General features: G+C 72.2%; 20 protein-coding genes. 9 read left to right on the top strand and 11 right to left on the bottom strand.

The window, feature by feature from the left end; translation table 11 throughout:
- Positions 1 to 5: 5 nt before the first annotated feature.
- Positions 6 to 1,334 carry a glycosyltransferase family 87 protein gene (locus IE207_RS30875; protein WP_190187643.1) on the bottom strand — a complete coding sequence of 443 codons (1,329 nt, stop codon included), beginning with the start codon at positions 1,332 to 1,334 and terminating at the stop codon, positions 6 to 8.
- Between the two features lie 189 nt (positions 1,335 to 1,523).
- A complete protein-coding gene (locus tag IE207_RS30870; RefSeq protein WP_190187642.1) occupies positions 1,524 to 2,867 on the bottom strand; it encodes a UDP-glucose dehydrogenase family protein in 1,344 nt (447 codons plus the stop codon).
- A 240-nt stretch (positions 2,868 to 3,107) separates the two neighbouring features.
- Between IE207_RS30870 and IE207_RS30865 the strand changes: the two genes are divergently transcribed.
- The 3 genes from IE207_RS30865 (at position 3,108) to IE207_RS30855 (ending at position 6,289) form a co-directional block, all read left to right on the top strand.
- Positions 3,108 to 4,265 (top strand): acyl-CoA dehydrogenase, encoded by a 1,158-nt coding sequence (locus IE207_RS30865; protein ID WP_190187641.1) that lies wholly within the window; start codon positions 3,108 to 3,110, stop codon positions 4,263 to 4,265.
- 110 nt (positions 4,266 to 4,375) lie between these two features.
- Positions 4,376 to 5,458: a mannose-1-phosphate guanylyltransferase gene (manB, locus tag IE207_RS30860; RefSeq protein WP_190187640.1), complete on the top strand. Its 1,083-nt coding sequence runs from the start codon at positions 4,376 to 4,378 to the stop codon at positions 5,456 to 5,458.
- A 24-nt stretch (positions 5,459 to 5,482) separates the two neighbouring features.
- A complete protein-coding gene (locus IE207_RS30855; RefSeq protein ID WP_190187639.1) occupies positions 5,483 to 6,289 on the top strand; it encodes a polyprenol monophosphomannose synthase in 807 nt (268 codons plus the stop codon).
- A 62-nt stretch (positions 6,290 to 6,351) separates the two neighbouring features.
- Here IE207_RS30855 and IE207_RS30850 read toward each other — a convergent pair whose 3' ends face one another.
- Together IE207_RS30850 and IE207_RS30845 are read right to left on the bottom strand one after the other, a co-directional pair.
- Entirely contained in the window at positions 6,352 to 7,494 is a 1,143-nt protein-coding gene (locus tag IE207_RS30850) for an acyltransferase family protein (RefSeq protein WP_190187638.1), read from the bottom strand.
- A 106-nt stretch (positions 7,495 to 7,600) separates the two neighbouring features.
- Positions 7,601 to 8,869, bottom strand: a complete 1,269-nt coding sequence (locus IE207_RS30845; RefSeq protein WP_229874170.1) for an LCP family protein — start codon at positions 8,867 to 8,869, stop codon at positions 7,601 to 7,603.
- Positions 8,870 to 8,975: 106 nt separating this feature from the next.
- Here IE207_RS30845 and IE207_RS30840 point away from each other — a divergent pair, with 106 nt between their 5' ends.
- The 3 genes from IE207_RS30840 to IE207_RS30830 all read left to right on the top strand — a co-directional run bounded on the left by IE207_RS30840 (position 8,976) and on the right by IE207_RS30830 (position 12,510).
- Positions 8,976 to 9,512, top strand: coding sequence for an acyl-CoA thioesterase (locus IE207_RS30840; RefSeq protein ID WP_190187637.1), 537 nt, complete (start codon positions 8,976 to 8,978; stop codon positions 9,510 to 9,512).
- Between the two features lie 167 nt (positions 9,513 to 9,679).
- Positions 9,680 to 10,849, top strand: coding sequence for an acyltransferase family protein (locus IE207_RS30835; RefSeq protein WP_190187636.1), 1,170 nt, complete (start codon positions 9,680 to 9,682; stop codon positions 10,847 to 10,849).
- 146 nt (positions 10,850 to 10,995) lie between these two features.
- Positions 10,996 to 12,510, top strand: coding sequence for a glycosyltransferase family 39 protein (locus tag IE207_RS30830; protein WP_190187635.1), 1,515 nt, complete (start codon positions 10,996 to 10,998; stop codon positions 12,508 to 12,510).
- A 9-nt stretch (positions 12,511 to 12,519) separates the two neighbouring features.
- Here the strand turns inward: IE207_RS30830 and IE207_RS30825 are convergent, their stop codons facing one another.
- Positions 12,520 to 14,034 (bottom strand): LCP family protein, encoded by a 1,515-nt coding sequence (locus tag IE207_RS30825; RefSeq protein ID WP_444545003.1) that lies wholly within the window; start codon positions 14,032 to 14,034, stop codon positions 12,520 to 12,522.
- A gap of 214 nt (positions 14,035 to 14,248) precedes the next feature.
- On the opposite strand from IE207_RS30825, the gene IE207_RS30820 reads away from it, so the two are divergent.
- Positions 14,249 to 15,289, top strand: a complete 1,041-nt coding sequence (locus tag IE207_RS30820; protein WP_190187633.1) for a glycosyltransferase family 2 protein — start codon at positions 14,249 to 14,251, stop codon at positions 15,287 to 15,289.
- Between the two features lie 78 nt (positions 15,290 to 15,367).
- On the opposite strand, the gene IE207_RS30815 is transcribed toward IE207_RS30820, so the two are convergent.
- The 4 genes from IE207_RS30815 to IE207_RS30800 all read right to left on the bottom strand — a co-directional run bounded on the left by IE207_RS30815 (position 15,368) and on the right by IE207_RS30800 (position 21,368).
- Positions 15,368 to 16,921, bottom strand: a complete 1,554-nt coding sequence (locus IE207_RS30815; RefSeq protein WP_190187632.1) for an LCP family protein — start codon at positions 16,919 to 16,921, stop codon at positions 15,368 to 15,370.
- A gap of 368 nt (positions 16,922 to 17,289) precedes the next feature.
- Positions 17,290 to 19,020 carry an LCP family protein gene (locus IE207_RS30810; RefSeq protein ID WP_190187631.1) on the bottom strand — a complete coding sequence of 577 codons (1,731 nt, stop codon included), beginning with the start codon at positions 19,018 to 19,020 and terminating at the stop codon, positions 17,290 to 17,292.
- A 222-nt stretch (positions 19,021 to 19,242) separates the two neighbouring features.
- The gene (locus IE207_RS30805; RefSeq protein ID WP_308433695.1) at positions 19,243 to 20,457 is read right to left on the bottom strand and encodes an LCP family protein; all 1,215 of its coding nucleotides are present in this window, start codon (positions 20,455 to 20,457) and stop codon (positions 19,243 to 19,245) included.
- A 161-nt stretch (positions 20,458 to 20,618) separates the two neighbouring features.
- A complete protein-coding gene (locus IE207_RS30800; RefSeq protein ID WP_190187630.1) occupies positions 20,619 to 21,368 on the bottom strand; it encodes a TIGR03089 family protein in 750 nt (249 codons plus the stop codon).
- A gap of 140 nt (positions 21,369 to 21,508) precedes the next feature.
- On the opposite strand from IE207_RS30800, the gene IE207_RS30795 reads away from it, so the two are divergent.
- Together IE207_RS30795 and IE207_RS30790 are read left to right on the top strand one after the other, a co-directional pair.
- The gene (locus tag IE207_RS30795; RefSeq protein ID WP_190187629.1) at positions 21,509 to 22,930 is read left to right on the top strand and encodes a peptidoglycan recognition protein family protein; all 1,422 of its coding nucleotides are present in this window, start codon (positions 21,509 to 21,511) and stop codon (positions 22,928 to 22,930) included.
- A gap of 395 nt (positions 22,931 to 23,325) precedes the next feature.
- A complete protein-coding gene (locus tag IE207_RS30790; protein WP_190187628.1) occupies positions 23,326 to 24,321 on the top strand; it encodes a DNA-3-methyladenine glycosylase family protein in 996 nt (331 codons plus the stop codon).
- 15 nt (positions 24,322 to 24,336) lie between these two features.
- Here IE207_RS30790 and IE207_RS30785 read toward each other — a convergent pair whose 3' ends face one another.
- Together IE207_RS30785 and cofD are read right to left on the bottom strand one after the other, a co-directional pair.
- Positions 24,337 to 25,632: a coenzyme F420-0:L-glutamate ligase gene (locus tag IE207_RS30785; RefSeq protein WP_190187627.1), complete on the bottom strand. Its 1,296-nt coding sequence runs from the start codon at positions 25,630 to 25,632 to the stop codon at positions 24,337 to 24,339.
- On the bottom strand, positions 25,629 to 26,588 hold the full coding sequence (cofD, locus tag IE207_RS30780; protein ID WP_190187626.1) for a 2-phospho-L-lactate transferase: 960 nt from the start codon (positions 26,586 to 26,588) through the stop codon (positions 25,629 to 25,631). The genes IE207_RS30785 and cofD overlap by 4 nt, the downstream gene beginning before the upstream one ends.
- Positions 26,589 to 26,593: the final 5 nt, after the last annotated feature.

Here is a 26,593-nt window from a genome sequence, read left to right as displayed (position 1 = left end):
CGGATCTAGCCGCGCGAGGCCCGGGCGGCCTCCGGTGCCCGGGCCGGCCCGGCGCTCTCGCCGTCCCCGGGCACGGCGGGGACGGTCGCCTTCCACAGCCGGACTCCGGACCAGACGGTCGCGTAGAGCAGCAGGCCGTTGCGGGCGCACAGCAGGAACGTGCCGAACCAGGTGTTCTGCAGGACGTCCGCGTACCAGACGGGGAAGACCAGCGACGTGAGCACCGCGGCGGCGGCCAGCAGCCACGCGACCGGGCGCTGGGTGGTGTGCCTGGAGGTCAGGCAGACGGCCGCGAGACCGAGCAGCCAGACCATGTACTGCGGGCTGATGACCCGGCTGGTCACCGTGAACACCATGACCGCGCACAGTGCGGCGTCCAGCGGGGTGGCGGTCGTCCAGCGACGGGCCCGCACCCGCCACAGGAGCAGCAGCAGGAAACCGATCACGGTCAGGGCGAGCGAGGCCCGCGCGATGGCCGGGACGTACGGGCCGACGTACTCGAAGGCGCCGTACTGGAAGGTGATCTTTCCGGGCCAGGCCCCCGTCCTCATGGCGAGCATCAGCGCCGAGCCGCCGAGGGACTCGACCTGGACGCCGCGGCCGCCCTGGTTGCCGAGGAAGCCCAGGGAGTCCCGGAACAGGACCGCGAAGACGGCGAGCAGCGCCGCGCAGGACAGCGCCGCCGCGATGACGGCCTCCCGCGTGGACCTGCCGCGCGGGGTACCCAGCAGGGTGAGCAGCGGCCACACCTTGACCATCGCGCCGACGCCCGCGATCACCCCGCCGAGCCGAGGGCGGTGGCGCAGGCACAGCAGCGAAGCGACCGCGAGCAGCGTCACCTGGACGTCGTAGCGCGCGAACGGCGTCGCCATCAGCAGCGGCAGCGTGAGCAGCCAGAGCAGGGCGCCGGCCATGCTTCCGTCGCCGCGGCGGGCGGCGCGGAGCAGACCGGCGAGGACCACGCCGTCGCAGAGCACCGTCAGGGCGACGAAGGCCTGGAAGTAGGTGAGGAACGGCAGCAGGTCGGGCGAGAGGAAGATCGCCGCGGCCGCCGGCGGGTACTGCCACGTGATGTCGTCGTGCGGCATCGACCAGGTGACCAGGACGTCGTACCAGTTGTGGTACGTCCCGCTGATGTCCACACGGACGAGGTTCGAGCTGTGGAAGTCGTGCACGAGCATCCACAGCATCAGCGCGCGGGTGGCGAGCCAGAGGGCGGCCACGCCCAGGAGCGCGCCGCGGCCGCGCCCGGCAGCCCGGGGGGTCGCGTGCCCGTCGTGCGGGGCCGCCGCGGCTGCGTCGGGGACGGCCGGAGGGCTGCTCGTAGCGCTCATCGGCCGCCACTCTACCGATCCGCGGCCCTCGGGCGGGCCGGGCGGACCCTGCCCGGGCCTCAGGCGGCGGCGGACCGGACGCGGGCCTCAGGCGCGCGGTGTCCGTCCCCGGTCCGGTCCCTCAGGCGCGCGGTGTCCGTCCCCGGTCCGGTCCCTCAGGCGCGCGGTGTCCGTCCCCGGTCCGGCCTCTCAGGCGCGCGGCCGCCCCATCGCCCGGTACGTCCAGCCGGCGCCCCGCCACAGGTCGGGGTCGAGGGCGTTGCGGCCGTCCAGGACCAGCCGGTCCGTGACGACCTCGCCCAGCGCGGCCGGGTCCAGCTCGCGGAACTCCCGCCACTCGGTGAGGTGCAGCACGACCTCCGCGCCCCGGGCCGCCGCGACGGCCGAGTCCGCGTAGCCGAGGGTCGGGAAGACCCGCCGCGCGTTGTCCATGCCCTTGGGGTCGTAGACGGTGACCTGGCCGCCCTGGAGGTGGATCTGCCCGGCCACGTTCAGCGCGGGGGAGTCGCGCACGTCGTCGGAGTCCGGCTTGAAGGTGGCGCCGAGCACCGCGACGCGCTTGCCGAGGAACGAGCCGCCGACCGCCTCGCGCGCCAGCTCGACCATGTGCCCGCGGCGGCGCATGTTGATGGAGTCGACCTCCCGCAGGAACGTCAGCGCCTGGTCCGCGCCCAACTCGCCCGCCCGCGCCATGAAAGCCCGGATGTCCTTGGGCAGGCAGCCGCCGCCGAAGCCGATCCCGGCCCGCAGGAACTTGGAGCCGATCCGCTCGTCGTAGCCGATCGCCTCGGCCAGCTTCACCACGTCACCGCCGGCCGCCTCGCACACCTCGGCCATCGCGTTGATGAAGGAGATCTTCGTCGCGAGGAAGGAATTGGCGGCCGTCTTGACCAGCTCCGCGGTCGGGAAGTCGGTCACCACCAGCGGCGTGCCCTCCGCCATCGGCGTCTCGTAGACCTCCCGCAGCACCTTCTCGCCGCGGTCGCCCTGCACGCCGATCACGATCCGGTCCGGGTGCAGGGTGTCCTGCACCGCGAAGCCTTCCCGCAGGAACTCCGGGTTCCACGCCAGCTCCGCGTCCGCGCCCGCCGGGGCCAGCGCCGCCAGCTTCGCCGAGAGCCGCTCCGCCGAGCCCACCGGGACCGTGGACTTGCCCACGACCAGCACGGGCCGGGTCAGGTGCGGGGCCAGCGACTCCAGCGCGGAATCCACGTACGACATGTCGCAGGCGTACTCGCCGTGCTTCTGCGGAGTGTTCACGCACAGGAAGTGGACGTCGCCGAAGGCGCCGACCTCCTCCCAGGAGTGGGTGAAGCGCAGCCGCCCGGACGACCCCGGCAGCCCGGCCACGTGCGCGGCCAGCAGTTCCTCCAGTCCGGGCTCGTACATCGGGACGCGGCCCGCGGCCAGCATCTCGATCTTCTCCGGCACCACGTCCAGGCCCAGCACCTCGAAGCCCAGCTCGGCCATGGCGGCGGCGTGCGTCGCGCCGAGGTAACCGGTGCCGATCACAGTGATCTTGAGGGGGGCCATGGGTGCTCCAGAGGTGCGGGGCCGTTTGCGGCCACTGAGCATAGTCGGGCCCGACCCTGGGGACGCTCCGGACGAAGGCACCACACGCCCCCGCTGTCACGCAGCTCACGTACGCCGTACATATCGCTGCCCTGACGCCGGAGACTAAGCTTCGGGTTACTTAACGGTAGTTAGCATCACGGATCGCGCGCCGACATCACGCAGCGCGCACCACGCATCACACCTGGGGAGTGAGAGATCTTGGCGGGTTCTGCCGACTTCGACCTGTACCGCCCGGCCGAGGAGCACGACATGCTCCGCGAGTCCGTCCGCTCGCTCGCCGAGGCGAAGATCCTGCCGTTCGCCGCGACGGTCGACGAGGAGTCCCGCTTCCCGCAGGAGGCCCTCGACGCGCTGGTCGCCAACGACCTGCACGCCGTCCACGTGCCCGAGACCTACGGCGGCGCGGGCGCGGACGCGCTCGCCACCGTGATCGTGATCGAGGAAGTGGCCCGCGTCTGCGCCTCCTCCTCCCTCATCCCGGCCGTGAACAAGCTCGGCTCCCTCCCGGTGATCCTGTCCGGCTCCGAGGAGCTCAAGGCCAAGTACCTCGGCCCGCTGGCCAAGGGCGACGCGATGTTCTCGTACGCCCTCTCGGAGCCCGACGCGGGATCCGACGCCGCGGGCATGAAGACCCGCGCGGTGCGCGACGGCGACTTCTGGGTCCTCAACGGCGTCAAGCGCTGGATCACCAACGCGGGCGTCTCCGAGTACTACACCGTCATGGCGGTCACCGACCCGGAGAAGCGCTCCAAGGGCATCAGCGCCTTCGTCGTCGAGAAGTCGGACGAGGGCGTCTCCTTCGGCGCCCCCGAGAAGAAGCTCGGCATCAAGGGCTCCCCGACCCGCGAGGTCTACCTCGACAACGTGCGGATCCCCGCGGACCGCATGATCGGCGCCGAGGGCACCGGTTTCGCCACCGCGATGAAGACCCTGGACCACACCCGCATCACCATCGCGGCCCAGGCCCTCGGCATCGCCCAGGGCGCCCTGGACTACGCCAAGGGCTACGTCCAGGAGCGCAAGCAGTTCGGCAAGCCGATCGGCGACTTCCAGGGCGTGCAGTTCATGCTCGCCGACATGGCCATGAAGATCGAGGCCGCCCGCCAGCTCACGTACTCGGCCGCCGCCAAGTCCGAACGGGTCGACTCCGACCTCACGTTCTTCGGCGCCGCGGCCAAGTGCTTCGCCTCCGACGTCGCCATGGAGGTCACCACCGACGCCGTCCAACTCCTGGGCGGCTACGGCTACACCCGCGACTACCCGGTCGAGCGCATGATGCGCGACGCCAAGATCACCCAGATCTACGAGGGCACCAACCAGGTCCAGCGCATCGTCATGGCGCGCAACCTGCCGTAGCACGCACAGGGGGCCGGAGGAGGCTGGGGCCAGCCACCTCCGGCCTTTGCGTGCCTGCTGATGGGCTAAATTTGAACCTTCGTACGCCCGAACCGGTTGGGGAGAAAGCAATGACGGAAGCGATCCTGCTGGTTGGCGGGCAAGGGACGCGGCTGCGTCCCGTGACGGTGAACACCCCCAAGCCGATGGTTCCGGCCGCGGGTGTTCCGTTCCTCGCACACCAGATAGCCAGGGCCGCCGCCGCCGGTGTCACCCACATCGTGATGGCCACCTGCTACCTCGCCGAGGTCTTCGAGCCCTACTTCGGTGACGGCTCGGACTTCGGCATCAAGCTGGAGTACGTCGTCGAGGACGAGCCCCTCGGCACCGGCGGCGCCATCCGCAACGCCGCCCAGCGGCTGACGGGTGGACCGGACGCCCCCGTCCTCGTCTTCAACGGCGACATCCTCACCGGCCTGGACATCGCCGGCCTGGTCGAGTCCCACCAGGCGGCAGAGGCCGACGTCTCCCTGCACCTGGTGCGGGTCGAGGACCCGCGTGCCTTCGGCCTGGTCCCCACCGATGCCGACGGGCGGGTGCTGGCCTTCACCGAGAAGCCGCAGACCCCCGAGGAGATCGTCACCGACCAGATCAACGCCGGCTGCTACGTCTTCCGCCGCAGCGTCATCGACTCCATCCCGGCCGGCCGACCGGTATCCGTCGAGCGCGAGACCTTCCCCGGCCTCCTCGCCTCCGGCGCCAAGCTGCACGGCGTCACCGAGGACACCTACTGGCTGGACCTCGGCAAGCCCGAGTCCTTCGTCCAGGCCTCCGCGGACCTCGTACGCGGGATCGTCTCCTCCCCGGCCGTCCCCGGCCCGCGCGGTGAGTCCCTGGTGCTCCCGGGTGCCGAGGTGGCGGAAGGCGCCAAGCTGTCGGGCGGTACCGTTGTCGGGGCTGGCGCCCGCATCGGGGCGGGAGCGGTCGTCCAGGGCTCCATCGTCCTGGAAGGCGCGATCATCGGTGCGGACACCAACGTGAGCGCCAGCCTGATCGGCGCCCGCGCTTCGGTGGGTACGCGCACGGTGCTTGACGGCGCGGTCATCGGGGACGGCGCCGTCGTAGGGGCTGACAACGAACTCCGCGCAGGGGCACGCGTGTGGTGCGAGGCGGAATTGCCTTCCGCGTCCGTCCGCTTCTCCTCTGACCGGTGACCAACTCCAGTGAGGCATAACCCTGTGATAGGCGAGCAGCAGACTCCCCGCGCGACCGACGTCGCAACCACGAAGCTCCCCGACAGCTGGGCGCACACCCCGCTCACCGTGGTCATGCCCACGTACAACGAAGCGGGCAACCTGCCGGGCATGGTCGAGCTGATCATGGGCCTCGACCAGCCGGGCCTGCGCCTGTTGGTCGTCGACGACTCCTCGCCCGACGGCACCGGCAAGATCGCCGGCGAGCTCGCCGAGGGTTTCCTCACCGAGGACGGCAAGCCGCGCATGTCGGTCCTGCACCGCACCGCCAAGGACGGCCTCGGCCGCGCCTACGCGGCCGGCATGGCCAAGGCCGTCGAGGACGGCGCCGAGTACGTGCTCCAGATGGACGCGGACGGCTCCCACCCCGCCGCCAAGATCGCCGAGATGCTGGGCGTCGCCCGCTCCACCGGCGCCGGTCTGGTCGTCGGCAGCCGCTACGTCCCCGGCGGCACCCTCTCCGACGCCTGGGGCGCGCACCGCAAGCTGCTCTCCCGCTGGGCCAACGCCTATGCGAGCACCATCCTCGGCACCCGCGTCCGCGACATCACGGGCGGCTTCAACCTGTGGAGCGCCGACGCGCTCAAGGCGATCGACCTCGCGTCCATCGGCAGCGCCGGCTACAGCTTCCAGGTGGAGATGAAGTACAAGGCCCTGCGCCGCGGCTTCCAGGTGATGGAGGTCCCGATCCACTTCGAGGACCGCACCGTCGGCGAGTCCAAGATGAACCTGGCGGTCCAGCTGGAGTCCATCGCCATGCCGTGGAAGCTCCGCGCCCGCGCCGGCAAGTAACGGCGGAGGACGTGTGGAAGGGGCGCCCCCCTCGGGGGCGCCCCTTCTGCCGTGTCCGGACGTCAGGCGGTCCGCGCCGGCCGGCTTTCGAGCCAGCGCCTCAGCAGCCGGGCGGACGGCGGTTCCACGTAGCGCTGGATCAGCCAGGACGCCGCCAGTATCACGGCGACCGCCGACAGCAGCAGGGTCCACGGCTCGACGTCACCCTGCCAACGGCGCAGCAGGGTGATGCCGATCTGCTGGTGCAGCAGGTACAGCGGGTACGACATCGCGCCGCCGACGGACAGCCACCGCCAGTCGATGCGGTCGAGCCGGCGCAGGGCCACGGCGGCCATCACGAGGTAGCAGGCGCTCACGACCACCAGGCAGGCCTCCCACGACAGCCGGTCGCCCTTGACGGTGTTCCAGTGGACGATGTCGTTCAGCCAGCGCTGCATCAGCAGCCACGAGAAGCCCAGCAGGGCCCAGGGCTCCGCCGCGCGCGGGCCCTCCCGGCGGATCAGGTGGAAGCAGATGCCGGAGACGAACAGCGGCGAGTAGACCGGGTTCGCGATGGTGTCGAGGACGGTCAGCCCGGACGTGGGCGCGAGCAGCGAGGCCACCGTCCAGATCCAGCAGAAGTTGAGCACCTTGCGGTACGTCAGCCCCGTCCAGGCGACCACGGCGAAGAGCAGGTAGAACCGGACCTCGGACCACAGCGTCCAGTACGACATGTCCAGTTGACCGCTTTTGAGTGGTGTCTGGAACATCGTCAGGTTCGTCAGGACCTGACTCAGCCCGGGCCCGGCCCCGCCGAACGGCTTGCCGGCGACGAGCAGGACGGCCGCGGTGACCAGGACGCAGAACCAATAGGCCGGTCCGAGGCGGATCACCCGGCTGCGCAGGTAGCCGCCGAGCGGGCGGCCCCAGGCCGACATGCAGATGACGAAGCCGCTGATCATGAAGAACAGCTCGACGCCGAGCCAGCTGTACCGGCCCAGCGTCGTCAACCAGCCGAAGGCGTCGCGCCCCCAGATTCCCTCGCGCGTGTAGTGGTGGAGGAGCACGGCCACCGCGGCGACGATGCGCAGCCCGTCCAGGGCGCGCAGCCGCGACCCGGCCGCCCTCCCGGGCGCCGCCTGTCCGGGGATGGTGGGCGGGCTCGCGAGGTGGTCACCGTCTGACTGCGGCCCGGCGAAGGCCCGCGGGGACGGGTGCAGGGACATGGGCGCTCCAGGGGCGGGGATCGGCAACCTACCGGACCGGCCCCGTACACCCGGCGCACGCTGTCGTCGTGCGCCTCCCCGCGCGCCGTCGTGCCCCCGCGCGCCCTCAGCGGCTCTGCACGGTGACCTTCTCGTCGTTCTGGATCTGCTTCACCAGCTGCTGCACCTTGGCCTTGTCCCAGATCAGGTTGCCGCCGCGTTCACCGGAGATCGGCATGTTCATCGACACGCCGTCACCGCCGTTGACGCCCTTCATGGCGAAGAACATCTGGCCCATGTCCCACAGCCCCATGTCCTTGTCCACGATCACCGTGTCCAGCCCCGCGCCCATCACCGGGTACAGCGAGAAGGGGTTGAGGATCGTCGACGGCGTCGCCGCCTGACTGGCCAGCGCCGACAGGAACTTCTGCTGGTTCTTCGTCCGTTGCAGGTCCGACTCGGCGAAGGCGTAGCGGGTGCGGACGAACGCCAGCGACTGGCTGCCGTTCAGGGTCTGCCGGCCCGCCTTGAAGTCGGCTCCGGACTTCTCGTCCTTGAACCCCTTCTCGATGTCCAGCTCCACGCCGCCCAGCGCGTCCACGATGTTCGCGAAGCCGGCGAAGCCGATCTCCGCGTAGTGGTCGATGCGCAGGCCGGTGTTGAACTCGATCGTGCGCACCAGCAGCTCGGGGCCGTCCTCCGCGTACGCCGCGTTGAGCTTGACCCGGCGACCCTGGGCGGGGAACTTCTTCCCGGACTGCGAGCCGACGAACGAGGGGATCTCCACGTCGGAGTCGCGCGGCAGCGAGATCATGGTGTTGCCGCTGGAGCACTTCGCCAGGACCATCATCGAGTCGGTGCGCTTGCCCTCGGCCGAGCCCGTGTGGAGCTTCCTCTTCTCCTCGTCGGACATGCCCTCGCGGCTGTCGGAGCCGACGATGAGGTACGTCGTGCAGTCGCCCTCCTTGGGGCGCTCGATGACCTTCGACAGGTCCACCTCGCGGCGCACCTTGGAGTCGGCCCAGAAGTAGGTGCCGACCGTGGTGATCACCAGCGCGGAGACGAGGACGATCGAGCCGATCTTGATCCGCTTGCGCCAGTCGACGACGACGCGGACGGGTACGGGGCCGTCGCCGCCCTGCCCCGGGCGGCGCGGCCCGCCGGGCGGCCGGCCGGAGCCACCGCCCGCGGGCGCGCCGTAGACCTGCCCCGTGTTGTAGCCGCTGTCGTAGCCGCCGGGGCTCTGCGCCTGCTGCGGCGGCACGCCGTACGTGGGCTGCCGCACCGGGGGGTCGGCGGGCTGCCGCGGCGGGCCGGGCTGCCGGACGGGCGGCTGCTGCTGCCGCTGGACGTGCCGCATCCGCTGCGGACCCTCGGGCTCGGGCCAGTCATTCATGTGCCCAAGGATGCCTTCCCGGCGGAGCCGCCCGACAGCCCGGTGGGCACTTCGTACCGGTGCTGTTGCAGAGCTGATGCTTCGGGGACGCCTTTAAGGTGTTCGTATGACAGAGATAGCGGGCGATCCGCCGGGCAAGCCGATCTCGGCCTCCCGGACCACCCTCAGCCACATCATGACCGCCAACGACACGAACCTCCTGGGCACCGTCCACGGCGGAGTGATCATGAAGCTGGTGGACGACGCGGCGGGCGCCGTGGCCGGGCGCCACTCGGGCGGTCCCGCGGTCACCGCGTCCATGGACGAGATGGCGTTCCTCGCCCCGGTCCGGGTCGGCGACCTCGTCCACGTGAAGGCCCAGTGCAACTGGACCGGCCGCACCTCCATGGAGATCGGCGTACGGGTCCTCGCGGAGCGCTGGAACGAATCCACCCCCGCCACCCAGGTCGGCAGCGCCTATCTCGTCTTCGCGGCGGTCGACGCCGAGGGCAAGCCGCGCACGGTGCCCCCCGTCCTCCCGGAGACGGAACAGGACGAGCGCCGCTTCCAGGAGGCCCAGATCCGACGCACCCACCGCCTGGCCCGCCGCCAGGCGATCATGGCGCTGCGCGAGGAGCGGGCCGCGCAGGGCTTCGAGGCCTGAGCCCACGAGCGCGTGGTTCGAACCGGCGAGTGTTTCGAATCACGCAACCGCCGTCACGTCGTGCGGCGCCGTAAGCCGCCCGTAAGGTTGCGTCAGACGTCGGGGCGTGCGCGCCAGCGGATGCGACGTCGGATCCCGAGCCGGACACATCGCGGAGTCGAGCCCCCATGTCAGCTGTGATACCACCCCCGCCTGTGCTGGACGCCGTTCCCGCACCAACGGCCCGCCAGGGCGCAGGCACCGCGCGCCGCCCCCGGCTCTACGTCCTGGACGGGCTGCGCCTGATAGCGGCGCTCTCCGTGGTCTCCTTCCACTGGGCCGGCGTCAACATCCACCCGGAGGTGTGGGGTGCGACGCCCCGGACGCTGATGCCCAGCGTCCACCGGGTCGCCTCCTACGGGTGGATGGGCGTCCAGCTGTTCTTCCTCATCAGCGGGTTCGTCATATGCATGTCGTGCTGGGGCCGTTCTCCCCGGGACTACTTCACCTCCCGGGTCGTGCGGCTCTACCCGGCTTACTGGGTCGGCATCGTCATCACCACCCTCGTGGTGAACTTCGCCGCCACCGTCCGGGCCAGTCGCAAACCGATGAGCGTCAGCGACGTGCTGACCAACCTCACGATGCTGGAGCGCCCCCTCGGCGTGACCGAGGCCGACGGCGTGTACTGGACGCTCTGGATCGAGCTCCGCTTCTACCTGCTCTTCGCGATCGTCGCCGTCATGGGCCTGACGTACCGCCGGGTGCTGGCCTTCTGCGGGATCTGGACGATCCTCGCGGTGATCACGCCCAGTGCGGACAGCAAGCTGATGGACACCGTCTTCATGCCGCAGGACGCCCCGTACTTCATCGCGGGCGTGGCGATGTACCTCATCTACCGGTTCGGTGTGAACCCGCTGCTGCTCGCAGTGGTCGCCTTCTCCTGGCTGTTCGCGCAGAACCGGCTGCACATCACCGTGGGCGGCTACGAGTACGAGGTGCACCACAGCCTGTCCTGGCCGGTGATGGCCGCTGTTTCCGCCGCGGCCTTCCTCGTCATGCTCGCCGCGGCGATGGGCGCCCTCAACTGGATCCGCTGGAAATGGCTCACGGTGGCCGGAGCGCTCACCTACCCCGTCTACCTGCTCCACCAGGAGCTGGGCTGGGCGATGATCCGCTGGGGCCGCAACCACGGCATCGCACCGTTCCAGCTGCTGGCGCTGTGTCTGACGGTCATCCTGCTGCTTTCCTGGCTCGTCCACCGCTTCGCCGAGCGGCCGTTGTCGGCGGTGCTCAAGAGGCTGCTGGACGGGGCGAAGGTCTCGCTGCCCAAGAGCGATCCGCCGGTCCGCCCCAGGTGACCGCGGGCCGCCCGCCGCAGCGGGGGCCGCGCTGGATTGGGTGCGGCCCCCGGGGCTGATCTACCCTGGCACGTCGAGCCCGGTCCGGATTTCCCCATGCGCCGGCGCACCGCAGCCGTCCCGATGGACCCGGAAGGTACGAGCAGATGACGAGCAGGAGTACGGCTGCCATACCGGAGGCCGGCTCGGTCGACCGCAGGCCGCATACCGCGACGGGCGGCGCACCGGCTTCGCGGGCGGCGGGCTTCGACTGGCTGTGGGCGGCGCTGCTGACCCTGGCCGTCACCGTCTACGGCAGCGCCGGAGTGCAGCCCTGGCGCGACGAGCTGGCCAGCTGGAGCGCCGCCTCGCGCAGCACCGGGGACCTGATCGAGATGCTGGGGCACGTCGACGCCGTCTCCGGCCTCTACTACCTGGTCCTGCACTTCTGGATGTCCGCGTTCGGCGACTCCGAGACGATGCTGCGCATGCCGTCGGCGCTGGCCATGGCCGCGGCGGCGGCCTTCGTCGTGCTGACGGCCCGTCGGCTCTTCGACCGCCGCACCGCCGTCTTCGCCGGCCTCCTCTTCGCCCTGCTCCCGTCGGTCTCCCGGTACGGCCAGGAGGCGCGGTCGTACGCCTTCGTCCTGCTGGCGGTCACCGCCGCGACCTGGCTGCTGATGCGGGCGCTCGACCGGCCGACCCTGCGGCGCTGGGCCCCGTACGCCCTCGCGGTGGCGCTGGCCGGGCTGTTCCACATCGTCTCGCTGCTGTTCCTGCTGCCGCACGCGCTGATCGTGGTGCTGCGCTGGCGGCGCGACCGCCGCGGCCGCACCGTCGGCACCTATGTCCTGGCGACCGCCGTCGCGCTGGTGCCGGTGATCCCGCTGGTGCTGCTGGGCCAGCGCCAGGTGGGCCGGCAGATCAGCTGGATCAAGACCCCGCACCTGCGGAGCCTCGCCGATCTGTGGAGCGCCCTCTTCGGCAGCCCGCTCGTCGCCCTCGCCGTCGCGGCGGCCGCGCTGCTCCCCCTCGCATGGGCCCGGGGCCGTCGGCCCGCGCTGGAGCTCGGCCTGACCGGAGCGGTCCCCATCGCGGCCGACTTCCTGGTCTCGCAGGGCAGCACCTCCTACTTCATGGACCGCTACCTGCTGTTCACCGTCCCCGCCTGGGTGGTGCTGGCCGCAGCCGGCCTGGCCGCGGTCAAGCCGAAGGCGGCGGGGGCGGTCGGGCTGGCCGCCATCGTGCTCCTCGGTGTCCCCGACCAGCGTCAGCTCCGCACGGAGCTGGTGAAGGTGGGCCTCGACGGCGAGGCGGCCGCGCAGGTCATCGCCAAGGGCTACCGGCCGGGGGACGGCTTCGTGCCCGTCCGGGGCGCCGACAACGTGTACATGATCGACTTCCAGGTGGAGTACTTCCTCCCCGACCGCGTCGAGCTCCGAGACGTCTTCTCGGAGCGCACCGCGGTCCAGCGCGACGACCTGTTCCCGCAGGAGTGCACCAGGCCCGTCGCCTGCCTCGACACCACCCGCCGGATCTGGGTCGTCACCTGGAGCGGTACGGGCAACCCGTACCACAAGCTCCCCGAGGCCCAGGCGAAGGCGCTGGAGAGCCACTACAAGGTGCTCCAGAAGACCGGCGTCCGCGGCCTCCAGGTGTCGCTGCTGGAACGGACGAAGTAGCCCGGGCCACTACTTGCCGCAGTTGACCTGGTCGCCCGTGGCCACTGAGAACTGGCCCTGGTAGGGGTCGTCCGCGCGGACCGGGTTCACCTTCCTGTAGTCCGTGCCCGCCGTCACCAGGACCGTGCGGCCCTGGCCCGGGACCGCGCGCAGTTCGCTGCCCGGCAGGGCGGTCGCCACCGTGCGGGCCGAGCGGTCCCAGCGGGGGTCGTAGGTGATCACCGTGCGCTTGACGTCCCGGCGGGCGGCGCCGCCGGGGAGCCCGGTGGTGTCGAAGCCGGTGGCGCGCAGCGCGGAGTCCACCCGGCCGCCGAGGCCGTCGATGCGGGTGCCGTTCTCCACCTGGACGCGGATCTCGTCGGGCGGCACGTCGACCGGGACCGCCGCCGGGGGCCGGCCGCCGCCGCCCTGGGCGGGCCGGCCCGGCCGCCCGGCGGGCGCCTCCGCCAGCGGCCGGTCCTCGCGGAGCGACTCGAAGAGCTTGGCCGCCTTCGCCTCGTCCCACTTCACCGTCGAGCCGATCCCCTTGACCTCGTACGCGGTGTCGCCGACCGGCACCGAGGCGAACTCCGAGGAAGCGGGGGTGAAGCCGCGCATCGCCTGCCCCAGGGCCAGCATCTGCTCCGAACCGAAGTCCCGGTCGGCCCGTACCGAGCCCAGCAGCGTCGAGCTGACCTGCTTGAACTTCACCGGGTTCAGCAGCACCCCGCTGCCGGTGGCCTGCTTGATCAGGGCGGCGATGAACCGCTGCTGGCGCTGCATCCGGCCGAGGTCCGCGGCCCCGTCGACATGGCGCGAGCGCACGTACTGCAGGGCCTGGCCACCCGTGAGGCGGTGGGTGCCGGGCAGCAGCTCCAGCCCGGTGTAGGTGTCGCGCATCGTCTTGGCGGTGCAGATCGTCACGCCGCCCACCGCGTCGACGGTCTTCATGAAGCTGGTGAAGTCGACCTCCAGGTAGTGGTCGATCTTCACCCGGGTCATGTTCTCCACGGTGCGCACGGTCAGGTTGGGGCCGCCCTCCGAGTACGCGGCGTTCAGCTTGATGGGGTGCGGGCCGTGGGGCCGGCCGGTGTTCTGGTCCTGGTGGGCGGGGACCTCGGCGTAGCTGTCCCGGGGCAGGCTGATCACGCTCGCCCGGTCCCGGTCGGCGGACAGGTGCACCAGCATGATCGTGTCCGTGCAGTGGCAGGGCGCCCCGCCGAGGCGGTACTCGCGCTTCTCCTCCGGCGTGATCTTGTCGCGGCCGTCGGTGCCGACGAGCAGGAAGTTCATCCCGTGCCCGGCCTGCGGGCGGTTCTTCATGTCCTTGAACGGGTCCACCCGGTCGATCCCGGTGTCCAGGCCGGTCATCACGGCGTGCCCGACGGCTCCACAGGACAGCACCACCACCGCCAGGCTCCCCGCGATCCGCACCCCCCACCGGGGCGTGTCCCCGGGGCGCCTGGCCTGGCCGCCACCACCGTGCGGCGCGCGCCGGGGCGGCCGTGGCCTGGCGGGACGGGTGGGACGGTGCGGCTGGGGCACGGGGGACACCTCCGCGGGGGAACAGCGGGGAACGGCAGGGACGGATTCAGGGATGGATCAGCCGATATCGGCAGGTATATCGGCTATGCGGGATTGCGGATCGTCAGAACAGTAGGCCCATACGATCAGCGTCCGTCCGTACCGCTCGTCCGCCGCGCACCCGGTTCCCCCGTACGCGGTAACGTGACACCGGTACCCGACCGTGAAGGACCACATGCCCGCCCAGCAGCCCGCAGTCTCGGTGATCATGCCGGTGCTCAACGAGGAGCGCCACCTGCGTGACTCCGTCCGGCACATCCTCGGACAGGAGTACGCAGGCGAGATGGAGGTGGTGATCGCACTCGGGCCGTCCACGGACCGCACCGACGAGATCGCCGCCGAGCTCGTACGCGAAACCGCGTCCAACGAACGAGCCCGCGTCCACACCGTCCCGAACCCCACCGGCCGCACCCCGGCCGCCCTCAACGCCGCCATCAAGGCCTCGCGTCACCCGATCGTGGTACGCGTCGACGGCCACGGCATGCTCTCCCCGAACTACATCGCCACCGCCGTCCGCCTCCTGGAGGAGACCGGCGCGCAGAACGTCGGCGGGATCATGCACGCCGAGGGCGAGAACGCCTGGGAGGACGCCGTCGCCGCCGCGATGACCTCCAGGATCGGCGTCGGCAACGCCGCCTTCCACACCGGTGGCGAGGCGGGCCCGGCCGAGACCGTCTACCTGGGCGTCTTCCGGCGCGAAGCGCTGGAGCAGCAGGGCGGCTACAACGAGGAGTTCATCCGCGCCCAGGACTGGGAGCTGAACTTCCGCATCCGCGAGGCCGGCGGGCTCATCTGGTTCTCGCCCGAGCTGAAGGTCCAGTACCGCCCGCGGCCCTCCGTACGGGCGCTCGCCAAGCAGTACAAGGACTACGGGCGCTGGCGCCACGTGGTGGCCCGCTACCACTCGGGCTCGATCAACCTGCGCTACCTCGCCCCGCCGACCGCCGTCTGCGCCATAGCGGCCGGGCTGGTGGCGGGCGTCGCCGTCACCCCCTGGGCCTTCGCCGTCCCCGTGGGCTACCTCGCGGCGATCACCGTGGGCTCGGTCCCGGCCGGCAAGGGGCTCTCCCTCAAGGCCCGGGCGCAGATCCCGGTGGCCCTGGCCACCATGCACATGTGCTGGGGCTTCGGCTTCCTGACCAGCCCGCGCGCGCTGGCGGCCAAGGTCATCGCCAGCCGCCGACCGTCGGTGCGCCGCGACCCCTCCGAGGTCTGAGCGGCCCGTACGGGAAAGGGGGTGGCCCCGGTCCGCAGCAGCGGACCGGGGCCACCCCCTTCGCCTTCCGGGACCAGGTCACCACCGGTAGGGCTTGTACACGTCCATGCACTGCCCGGTGTCCGCGCCGTTGATCGCCTCGGCGGTGTCCGGGACCGATCCGGCTGCCGGGGGAGCCTGCTGCGGGTACGCGGTCCCCTCGCGCCAGTCGGCGCCCACGATCAGCGTGATCCGGGAGACCTCGGCCGACTGCTGCACCGCGCTCGCGGGGATGCCGAGCGCCGCCGCGACGCTCTGCGCCTCGTCGGCCAGGTCCGGGCTCGGGTAGCGGACCACGGTGGTCTTCTCCGGGACCAGCGCGCTGTCCGCCTTGGCCCCCGTGAAGCCCTTGCCGACCAGCGCCCCGGCGACCGCCGAGGCCCGCTGCGGCGCGAGCGGCATCCCGGCGCCCGTGCCGTTGACCACGTGCACGGTGATCTTGTCGGGCGTGGTGACCGGCTGCTTCGACGCGTCCGCGCCCGGCGCGCTCTGGCTGGGCTGGGCGCCCGGCTGGCCGGGCTGCGGGCTCTGCCCCGGCTGCTGGTTCTGCCCGGGCTGCGGGCTCTGCGCGGCCTTCGGATCGCCGTTCTTGTCGAAGGCCACGTCCTTGCGGAGCATCGTCCACAGCTTCTCGGCGTCGCCCGGGTTCACGATCAGCCGGTCCTCGTCCCGGGGGTCCTGGAACGTGGGCATCGTCGTCATGGTGATGCGGTTGACCGGTACGTCCTTGAGCTGCATCGTCAGGCCGTACAGCTTCTTGACCGAGCCGATCTCCTCGGAGACCTCCAGCGCCTTCGTGCCCGCCTCCGCCAGGGCGGTGATCCGGCCGACGTCGGTGAAGGCGTTCTGGCCCTTGAGCTCGCGCATCATCGAGTTCATGTACATGTGCTGGGCCTGCGCCCGGCCCAAGTCGCTGCTGAACGCGTGCCGGGTGCGCAGCCACTGGAGAGCCTGCTCGCCCTTGATCTTCGTCGTGCCCGCCCTGAGCTTGAGGCCGGAGCCCCCGCCCGAGGTGGGCAGGGGGCGGTCCCAGACGTTGTCCTTCACGCAGACGTCGACGCCGCCGATCGCGTCCGCCATCTGTACGACCCCGAAGAAGTCGATCATCATCCAGTGGTCGATGTAGACGTTGGTCAGCTTCTCCCAGGTGGCCAGCGTGCAGCCCGGGCCCCCGCGGCCGAGGGACTCGTTGATCATGGCGTAGGTCTTCTTGAACTTCTCGCCGGTCTTCGGGTCCGTGCACTCGGGTATGTCCACCCGGGTGTCGCGGGGAACGCTGACCACCGAGGCGTTCTGCCGGTCGGCGGAGACGTGCAGCAGCATCTGCACGTCTGCCAGCGGAGGCGCCCCGACGCTGTCCCGGCTGCCGCCCAGCTCCAGGTTCTCCGGCTTGTTGCGGCTGTCCGAGCCGATCAGCAGGATGTTCAGCGGACGCTGGCCCTTTGCGTTCGCCCCGGACTTGGCCACACCGCTGTCGCCGCTCAGCCGCTGGCCGCTGCGGATGTTGCCGTCGAGGTGCCGGTAGTAGAGGTAGCCCGCGGCCGACGTCGAGAGGATCAGGAACGCCAGGACCGAGGCCACCCAGAACAGCACGCGCCGCCGGCGCCTGCGGACGGGTCGCCCGGGGCCGCCCGGGGGCCGGGCCCCGGCGGAACCCGACCGCGGTGGGGGTACGACGCCGGACGCGCCCGCACCGCCGCGGGGTATGCCGTCGTCGGTGGCCTGGTCGGGCGCCCCCTCCCCACGCACGCTGCTTTGCCTCACGCGTACCCCCTCAAGATCACATCGGTCGGTGTGCTGCCGGTCGTACCGGCTACCGGCCGCCATCCGGCGGCCGGTCTACGAGCAGGGCGGCTGACCGCCCGAAGAGCAGGGCGGTTGAACGCCCGAAGAGCAGGGCGGCTGACCGCCCGACGAACACGGCGGCTGACCACCGCCCCCCATGCCCCCCCGGGGCGCCGTTACTTGGCGCAGATCGCCTTGTCGGCCTCTACCCGCTGGAGTCCCTCGGGCGCCTGTTGCGGCACGGGGCCCGAGATCGGGACGCCCGGTTCCTTGAAGTCGGCGCCGAGCGTCAGCTTCATGGGAGTTCGCGGCGCCGCGTCCGCAGGGCCGACCTTGAGCGCCGAACCCGCGAGCCCCATCATGTCGGCCAGCGCCCGGGCCTGGTCGGCCTGGTTGGGCGCGTACTCCAGCTGCGTGGTGTCGACCTTCACGGGCGCGTTCCCGAGGTTGCTGGCCTTGCCCACGCCCTTGCTGTTCTGCAGCCACGTCAAGGTCGTCGAGGCCGAGCCGGCGGGACCGCCCCCGTTGAGGACGTTCACCCGGACGTCGCCCGCGGGCGCGCGGTTGCCCTGGAGCTGCGCGTCCTCCTTGTTCTTGGCGTCCTGCTTGGCCGCCTGCTCCTTCTGCTCGACCTCCGTGAGCGAGACGTCGCCCCGGATCATCCGCAGCAGCGGATCGGCCTGCGAGGGGTTGAGCACGACGGTGATGTGCTTGCCCGGGGGGTCGTTCGGGTTGTCGACCACCGGAAGCGTCGTGAAGGTGATGTTCTTGAGGTTTATGTTCTTCAACTCACCCGCGAGCGAGGTGAGCTGCTTGATGGACCCTATTCCCTGGTCGACGCTCAGCGACTTGGTGGCCGCCTCGGCCAGGGAGAGGAACTTCTTCGGACTGGTCAGGGTCTCCTTGGACTTCATCTCGCGCATCATCGAGCCGAGGAACTGCTGCTGCGTCTTGATGCGGTCCAGGTCGCTCGCGTTGCCGAAGGCGTGCCGGGTGCGTACGAAGGCCAGCGCCTGCTCGCCCTGCAGCCGGCTCTCGCCCGCCGGCAGGTCGAGTTTGGAGTCCTTGTCGTGGACGGCCTTCTCCACGCACACCGGGACGCCGCCGACCGCCGTGCTCAGGTTCTTCACCGCGTTGAAGTCGACCATCATGAAGTGGTCGACCTGGATCCCGGTGATCTGCTGCACCGTGCGCATCGTGCAGCCCGGGTCGCGGCCCTCCTGGCCCAGGCTCTCGTTGAACCGGACCGTGTGCTGACCGGGAACGTCCTTGACCGCACCGTCCGGCTGCTTCGTCGGGCACACCGGGATGTTGGTGATCAGGTCGCGCGGGATGGACAGCGCCGTCGCGTTGCTGCGGTCCTTGGAGACGTGGAACAGGATCGTGGTGTCGGCGTGGCCGACGCTGTCGGCGTCCCCGTAGCCCTCGTTGCCGGCGCCGCTGCGCTTGTCGGTGCCGATGACCAGGATGTTGATGGGCTGGTCCTTCTTGAAACCGCCCGTGCCCGCGGAACCGGTGTCGATGACGTTCAGATTGCTGTTGAGGTGCTCGTAGTACAGGTACGCGCCCAGCGAGCCGGCGACGAGGACGAACGCGAGGGTTGCGCCACCGACGACCAGCGCCTTCCTGCCGCGCTTCCCGCCGTCGCCCTTGCGCGAGCGTCCGGGCCGGCGCCCGCCGCCCCCGGGCGGGCCGTCGCCACGCCGGGGCCCGGGCACCGCCGGGGACGCGGGGGAGGTGGCGGGGGGAGCCTTACGCGAGGTGCGCGATCTGCGGGGTGGGGCGACGGACGGCTGCTGCGCAGCGGAATTGCCCAGTCGCAGTTCGTAATTGCCGGTGCGGGGGTTGAGGACCCACTGGTCGGCGGGGTCGATTTCGTCCGCCCGCCCACGGCTTTGCGCATCCACGGTTGCTCGAATCCTCCGTCGGGGCCTCGCGACGCGCCTCCCCCAAGGCGCACGGTCAACGTCCGGCTGCTGGTGCCCGGCGTCCTTAGCGGCCTGGGCACCGGATCGCTCACCTTATCCGGCCATGTCGGCCGCAAACCATGGCGGTGACAAAACCCACCCCCCACATAACGCCCAAAACACCCAACCCGTGCGGTTGGACCGTGGGCTTTTTGGATTGCTTTACCGGCAGCCGGGGTTGTCCGCCGTGGTGCCGGTGAAAGTGGGGACGGGCGAGGGGGGCACACCGGTTCCGACCAGCCACGGATAGACGGTGCGCGGCCCGTCCGTCGGGGACGGTCCCGCAGGTGGCTGCGGGCCCGTGGGCGAGGGCGGGACGACCGTCAGCGGCCGGTCCGTCCGCAGCTGGAGGAACAGCCGGTCCGCGTCCGGCTCGACGAGTTCGTCCCGGTTCGGGTCGGCGGCGTACGGGCGGCGCGGCACCGTGAGGAACCTGACCTGGTCCGTCGGTACGTCCCGCACCCCGCGTACGAGTTCGTACAGCCCCCGCAGCGTGGCCAGCCCCGGGTCCGTGGTCACCGCCGAGGTCGCCGCGTCCAGCAGCGGGTAGAGCCGCCCCGGGTTCAGCAACACCCCGTTGCTCTGCACCTTCTGCACCAGGGCGCCCAGGAACTGCTGCTGGCGCCGCATCCGTTCGGTGTCGCTGCCGTCGCCCAGGCTGTAGCGGGCACGCACGAAACCCAGGGCCTGCTCCCCGTGGAGCAGCCGGCGGCCGGCCGGCAGCCGCAGCTTCGCCTCCGGGTCGTCCATCGGCTGCTTGAGGCACACCTCCACGCCGCCGACCGCGTCGACCATCTTCTTGAACCCGCCGAAGTCCAGCACCATGTGGTGGTCGATCCGGATCCCGGAGAGCTTCTCCACCGTACGGACCGTGCAGGCGGCGCCGCCCCACTCGTACGCCCAGTTGAACTGCGCCCGCTGCGCCTCGGTGCGGCTCCCGCCCGCCGTCAGGCACGCCGGGATCTCCGTCACCAGGTCACGGGGTATCGACACGGCCGTCGCGCTCCTCCGGTCCGCCGGCAGGTGCAGCAGGATCGCGGTGTCCGAGCGCTGCGTGCCCTTGTCCTGGCCGTAGTGGGCGTTGTCCTTGCCCGAACGGGTGTCGGATCCGATGATCAGGATGTTCTGGGCGCCGTCGCCGAGATGCCTCGGCCGCTCGCGTTCGTAGAGCTGCAGCTCGGCGGCGGCCGAGGAGTCCGCCCGGATGTTGCCCTCCAGCTTCCGGTACAGCCACCAGCCGGCGGCCGCGCCCGCCAGCACCAGCAGGGCCATCCCGAGGGCGATCCAGCGCAGCAGACGGCCCCGGGGGCCCTGCGGAGGCGTGGGAACGCCTCCGGGCCCTGCGGTGCCGCCTCGTATGCCCGCGCTGCCCCTCACTGCCGCACCGTCCCCTCACCCGTACCGGTCGGCCGCACGGGTGGGTACGGCCTCTGCCGATCCTGCCCCCGGGCGGCCGGGGCGGCCCGGGGGCGGGGCCCTGTACAGGGCCGTGCGGGTGACAAATAGCGGTTGTGCGGGCGGTACGGGACGGGCACCGGTCAGGCGGTGTGCGTGACCCGCTCGCTCTCGACCCGCTGAGCCAGCCCGTCCGGCGCCAGCCGGTCCAGGTTCCGGCACAGCACCACCGAGCCGCCCGAGGCGAGAGCGGCGAACAGCCCCGCCGAGAGCCCTTCCCAGGTGTCGTAGTCCAGCCCGGACAGCACCCGCGAACCCTCGCCGAGACCCCGCTCCGCCGCGTCCTCGCGGGCGCGCGCCACGACCTGGGCGTACGAGAGCTCCTCGCCGCCGACCACCAGCCCGGGGGCGTGCGCGTCGACCGGCTGGAACGGCGCGAAGCGGTCGCCCTGCCCCGGCACCTCCACGGCGTAGTCGGCGAACCCGGCCGGCGGCTGCGGGAAGCGCCCGCCCAGCGGCCGCAGCGCGAGCGCCACCCGCTCCCCGGAACAGGCCGCGGCCTCCTCCAGGGTGTCCGGCCCGCTCACCACCACGTCGGCGGCGGCCGGGTCCCCGCCCACCTCGGCGACGACCCCGACAGAGGCGCATGCCAGCAGCCACACCGCGCTCTGCCAGTGCGCGGGCAGCAGCAGCGCGAGCCGGGTCCCGGGCTCGGCTCCCAAATCGCCCTGGAGCAGATTGGCGGTCTTGGCCACCCAATTGGCGAAGGTGGCGACGGACAATTCGACGCGCTCGCCCGTGGCGTCGTCGTAGAAGGTGACGAGCGGGCGGCCAGGATCGCCGGCGAGCGCGGATCGCAGCAGGTCGGCAGGGGTGCGGTCAGAGGCGTTCACCCGCCACAGCGTACGCGGGGCCCTCCGCCGTACGGGGGTCGGCGGCTCCCCCGTACGGGGGAGGGGTATCCGCGTTTCCAGCGGACGGGGCGTCAGTTCCCCGATGGCGGTTCCGGATGAGCGTGCCCAGCATTTTTTCCATGCGTGGATACCTTGCTTCCTCGATCGGCGTCGCGACGGCCGCCGCACTGGCCCTGCCGCTCGCGCTGACCACTCCGGCCCTGGCGGCCGTGCCCCTCGGCGCGGCCGCCCCCGTGGACCCAGCCGGGTCCACCCAGTCTCTGCCCCTGGTCCCCCTGGGACCGGCGGCGGACCGCACGCCCGGCGTCCCCGGCATGAGCGCCGCCCCGCGCCTGCCCGAGACACGCGGCCTGCCCCCGCGGAAGGTCAAGACGTTCTCGCTGGTCGGCGTGGTCTGGGACGACGTGGCCACCCGGCTCCTCGGCCGCGTCCAGGTCCGCACCCGCTCCACCTCGACGGCGGCCTGGTCCGACTGGCAGGACATCGAGACCCACAACGGCGAACACGCCGCCGACCCCGACACGGCCGAACGAGGCTCCGGCCGCGTCCGCGGCAGCACCGCCCCCCTGTGGGTCGGCGAATCGGACGGCGTCGAGGTCCGCGTCCAGGCCGAACAGGGCACCCGGACGACCTCCCCGCTGCCGTCGGGCATGCGGCTCGAACTGGTCGACCCCGGTACGCAGACCAGTACGACGGTCTCCGACGGCAAGAACCCGGGCGGTGCGGCGGTGCGCGCGGCGGCGCGTCCGAAGGACGACGACAAGGGCGACGCGGAACTGGCCCCGGACATGACCATGGAAATGGCGGAGTCCTCCGGCGCGAACGTCCCGCTGGCCCCGCTCGGCGCCGACGAGATCACCGCGCTGAACAAGGCCGACTCCACCGCCGACGCGATCGCCGCGAGCGACGGCAGCCTCAGCGCCGCCGCCCGCCCCTACATCGGCCCGCGGCCCCGGATCGTCACCCGCAAGGGGTGGGGCGCGGACGAGAGCCTGCGCGAGCCCGGCTTCGTGTACACGAGCACCGTGAAGGCGGCGTTCGTCCACCACACCGCCTCCGGGAACAACTACGCCTGCAAGGACGCCCCTTCGGTGCTGCGCAGCCTGTACCGCTACCACGTGCTGAGCGAGGGGTGGCGCGACATCGGCTACAACTTCGCCGTCGACAAGTGCGGGACGGTGTACGAAGGCCGGGCGGGCGGTGTCGCCAAGCCGGTGCTCGGCGCGCACACCATGGGCTTCAACACGAACAGCATGGGCGTCGCGGTGATCGGCACCTTCACCTCCACCACCCCGCCGGCGGCGGCGGTCAAGGCGGTGGCCGGCCTGACGGCCTGGAAGCTCGGCCTCTTCGGCGCGGACCCCCGCGCGAAGACGACCCTCACCTCCGGCGGCGGCAACCTGTACAAGAAGGGCACCAAGGTCCGCATGAACGTCATCTCGGGCCACCGCGACGGCTTCGCCACGGAGTGCCCCGGCCGCCGCCTCTACAACGAACTCCCCCCCACCCGCACCACCTCGGCCAAACTCCAGGGCCGCTGACGCGTCCGGTCCGCCGGATCCGCATCTCCAGCGGCGCAGCTTGACCGGTGTCGGGGGTGCCGGGTCCGCAACTCCAGACCCGCTGGTGTCGGGGGTGTCGGGTCCGCAACTCCAGACCCGTCTGCGTGCAGGGCGCAGCTTGACCGGTGTCCGGGCGCCAGGTCCGCATCTCCGGCCCCGCTGGTGTCCGGGCCGCCGGGTCCGCAATTCCAGCCTCGCCGGCGTTTGAGGCGCGGGGTCCGGGGCGGAGCCCCGGGAGCCCGGCGCAGCCGGGGCCGCTCGCGCAACGGCGCCGCAGCCGCCGCCGGTCCCCGCCCCGCCCCCGCCCGGGGGCCGGGGCCGGGCCCGGCGCCGCCGCGAAACCCCGCCCCCCGGCCCCGGGATAGGCTCAAGGCGTGGCCGCCCGCTTCGACCCCCTCACCCCCACCGCCGCCCGCGGCGGCCGCACCGGCGTGCCCGCAGGCCCCGGCCGCCCCGCCGGCTCCGGCGCCCGCAGCCGCGCCTGGGCCCCGCCCGGCCCCCTCGACCTCGGCCTCACCCTCGGCCCCCTGCGCCGCGGCCCCGCCGACCCCACCTTCCGCACCACCCCCGACGGCTCCGTCTGGAAGACCAGCCGCACCCCCGACGGCCCCGCCACCCTCCGTGTCGCCGCCGCCGCCCACGAGGTCCGCGCCGAAGCCTGGGGCCCCGGCGCGGCCTGGGCCCTCGACACCCTCCCCGCCCTGCTCGGAGCCGACGACGACCCCGCCGCCTTCGTCCCCCGCCACCGCCTCCTGCACGCCAGTCACCGCCGCCGCCCGGGCCTGCGCCTGACCCGGACCGGACTGGTGCTGGAGTCCCTCATCCCGACGGTGCTGGAGCAGAAGGTCACCGCCGACGAGGCCTACCGCGCCTGGCGCCGCCTGGTCCGCCAGTACGGCGAGCCCGCCCCCGGCCCCCGCCAGGACCTGTACGTGATGCCCTCCGCCCGCACCTGGACCCTGATCCCCTCCTGGGACTGGCACAAGGCCGGCGTCGACATGAAGCGCTCCGCCACCATCCTGCGCGCCGCACGCGTCGCGAGCCGGCTGGAGGAGGCGGCGGCCATGGACCCCCTCGCGGCCGCGCAACGCCTGGAGGCCGTCCCCGGCATCGGCCCCTGGACCTCCGCCGAGACCCTCCAGCGCAGCAACGGCGCCCCCGACGCCGTCACCACCGGTGACCTCCACCTGCCCGGCATCATCGGCTACGCCCTCGCCGGGGACCGGGACGCCGACGACGCCGTCATGCTGGAGCTCCTCGCCCCGTACGCGGGCCAGCGCCACCGCGCCGCCCGCCTCGTCCTCCTCGCCGGCCACGCCCCGCCCCGCCGGGCCCCGCGCATGTACCGCACGGACATCGGCAAGATCTGACCCGGCCCGCGCACTTCAGCGGACCTCGATGAACGCCTCCGCCTCCCGCGCCGGCCGCTCCGCGGGGGCCGCCGCCGGGTGGCCGACCGCCACCGCCCCCATCGGGTCCCACCCCTCGGGCAGCGCCAGCACCTTGCGCACCACGTCCCGGCAGAACATCGTCGAGGACACCCACGCCGAGCCCAGCCGCTCCCCGGCCAGCGCGACCAGGAAGTTCTGCACGCCCGCGCCCATGGCGACCACGAACATCTCCCGCTCGGCGGCGTCCCGCCGCGCGTGCCCGTAGTCGTGCGCGCCGTCCGTCACCATGCACGGCACCACCAGGTACGGGGCGTTTCGCAGTACGTCCCCGCGCCGGACCCGCTTGGCGATGGACTCCTCGGACTTGCCGTCGCGCCGCAGGTCCTCGACCCACGCGTCCCGCATCGCGTCGAGCAGCTCCAGCCGCGCCGGGGCCGACTCCAGCAGCACGAACCGCCACGGCGTCGTGTGGTGCGGCGCCGGTGCGGTCACCGCCGCCGCCACCGCCCTGCGGACGGCGCCCGGGTCGACGGGGGCGTCCGTGAAGGCCCGTACGGTACGGCGCTGCCTCACGGCCTCCCGTACCGCCTCCGAGGTGCCGAGCCGGAACATGTCGTCGCCCGCCGCCCGGACCAGGTCCGCCGCCGAGGACCCCTCGCCCAGGAGGTGGGGCAGTCCGCGTACGACGGCCACCGGCAGCCCGTCCGCCTTGCCCTTGACGAGGTCCCCCGCCGCGGCGAGTTCGTCCGCGGTGGCCACGACGGTCGCGCTCAGCGGGTTGCCGTGCGCGTCGTGGCCGCCCCGCAGGTCCTCCAGTACGCGCACCCCCGCCGCGCCGATCGCCACGTCGGTGAGCCCGCTGCGCCAGGGCCGCCCGAAGGTGTCCGTCACGATGACGCCGACGTCCACCCCGAGCACCTGCCGCAGTCCGTCCCGGATCGCGGCGGCGGAGGCGTCGGGGTCCTCGGGGAGCAGCAGCACCGTGCCGGGCTCGGTGTTGGAGGCGTCCACGCCGGCGGCCGCCATCACCAGACCCCGCCGGTCCTCGACGATCCGCAGGGCGCCCCGGCGGGCGACGACCCGTACCGTCTCGGCGTCTATGGCCTCCTCGCGCGAATCGGCCCGTACGATCCGCCCCTCCGCCTTGGAGACGATCTTCGAGGTGACCAGCAGGACGTCGCCGTCCCGCAGTCCGGGCTCCGCGTCGGCGATCAGGCGGGCGAGGTCGTCGCCGGGCCGCACCTGCGGCATTCCGGGGACCGCACGCACCTCGTACGAGGGGACGGTCACCGGCAGGCCTCCGCCAGCTCCAGCGCGGCCCGGGCCATCGCGGCCGTGGCAGCGGTGTCGGTCATCATCAGCGGCACCGCGCGGCAGGCGATCCCGGAGGCCTCCACCTCGGCGACGGCGTCCGCGTCGGCGGTGTCGACGAGCCAGCCGTCCAGCAGCCCGGTGCCGTAGTGCAGGGCGACCGCGGCGGCGGTGGACTCGACGCCGACCGCGGCCAGCACCTTGTCCGCCATCCCGCGCACGGGGGCGCCCCCGACGATGGGCGAGAGACCGACGACCGGCGCCCCGGCGGCGGCCACGGCCTCCCGGATGCCGGGCACGGCGAGGATGGTGCCCACCGACACGACGGGGTTGGACGGCGGGAAGAGGATCACGTCGGCGGCCGCGACGGCCTCCAGCACCCCGGGCGCCGGCTTGGCCTGCTCGGCGCCGACCGGCACCACGGCCTGGGCGTCGACCGAGGCGCGCATCTTGACCCAGTACTCCTGGAAGTGGACGACCCTGCGCTCGCCGGTCTCGGGATCGTTCAGGGCGACGTGCGTCTCGACGCGGTCGTCGGACATGGGCAGCAGCCGTACGCCGGGCTGCCAGCGGTCGCAGAGGGCCTCGGTGACGGCGCTGAGCGGGTAGCCCGCACCGAGCATCTGCGTGCGGACGATGTGGGTCGCGAAGTCGCGGTCGCCGAGGCCGAACCACGTGGGCCCGACCCCGTACGCCGCGAGTTCCTCCTTGACGGCGAAGGACTCCTCGGTGCGGCCCCAGCCCTGGTCCTCGTTGATGCCACCGCCGAGGGTGTACATCACCGTGTCCAGATCGGGGCACACCTTGAGCCCGAACAGGTGGATGTCGTCACCGGTGTTGCCGATGACCGTGATGTCCGCTTCGGGGGCGGCGGACTTGAGTCCGCGCAGGAAACGGGCGCCGCCGATACCGCCGGCCAGAACAACAATGCGCATGCGGC

This window comes from Streptomyces cirratus, assembly GCF_014650775.1.
In the GTDB taxonomy this organism is placed as follows: Bacteria; Actinomycetota; Actinomycetes; order Streptomycetales; family Streptomycetaceae; genus Streptomyces; species Streptomyces cirratus.
Note: the sequence above shows the minus strand (reverse complement) of the source record. Positions and strands in the feature narration are given on the sequence as shown.

What these genes read in the sequence shown, in the direction of transcription:
- IE207_RS30830 (WP_190187635.1), top strand. Translation starts at nt 10,996, where the DNA reads ATGACGAGCAGGAGTACGGCTGCCATACCGGAGGCCGGCTCGGTCGAC.
- IE207_RS30870 (WP_190187642.1), bottom strand. Translation starts at nt 2,867, where the DNA reads ATGGCCCCCCTCAAGATCACTGTGATCGGCACCGGTTACCTCGGCGCG.
- IE207_RS30875 (WP_190187643.1), bottom strand. Translation starts at nt 1,334, where the DNA reads ATGAGCGCTACGAGCAGCCCTCCGGCCGTCCCCGACGCAGCCGCGGCG.
- manB (WP_190187640.1), top strand. Translation starts at nt 4,376, where the DNA reads ATGACGGAAGCGATCCTGCTGGTTGGCGGGCAAGGGACGCGGCTGCGT.
- IE207_RS30840 (WP_190187637.1), top strand. Translation starts at nt 8,976, where the DNA reads ATGACAGAGATAGCGGGCGATCCGCCGGGCAAGCCGATCTCGGCCTCC.
- IE207_RS30850 (WP_190187638.1), bottom strand. Translation starts at nt 7,494, where the DNA reads ATGTCCCTGCACCCGTCCCCGCGGGCCTTCGCCGGGCCGCAGTCAGAC.
- IE207_RS30795 (WP_190187629.1), top strand. Translation starts at nt 21,509, where the DNA reads ATGCGTGGATACCTTGCTTCCTCGATCGGCGTCGCGACGGCCGCCGCA.
- IE207_RS30820 (WP_190187633.1), top strand. Translation starts at nt 14,249, where the DNA reads ATGCCCGCCCAGCAGCCCGCAGTCTCGGTGATCATGCCGGTGCTCAAC.
- IE207_RS30845 (WP_229874170.1), bottom strand. Translation starts at nt 8,869, where the DNA reads ATGAATGACTGGCCCGAGCCCGAGGGTCCGCAGCGGATGCGGCACGTC.
- cofD (WP_190187626.1), bottom strand. Translation starts at nt 26,588, where the DNA reads ATGCGCATTGTTGTTCTGGCCGGCGGTATCGGCGGCGCCCGTTTCCTG.
- IE207_RS30835 (WP_190187636.1), top strand. Translation starts at nt 9,680, where the DNA reads ATGTCAGCTGTGATACCACCCCCGCCTGTGCTGGACGCCGTTCCCGCA.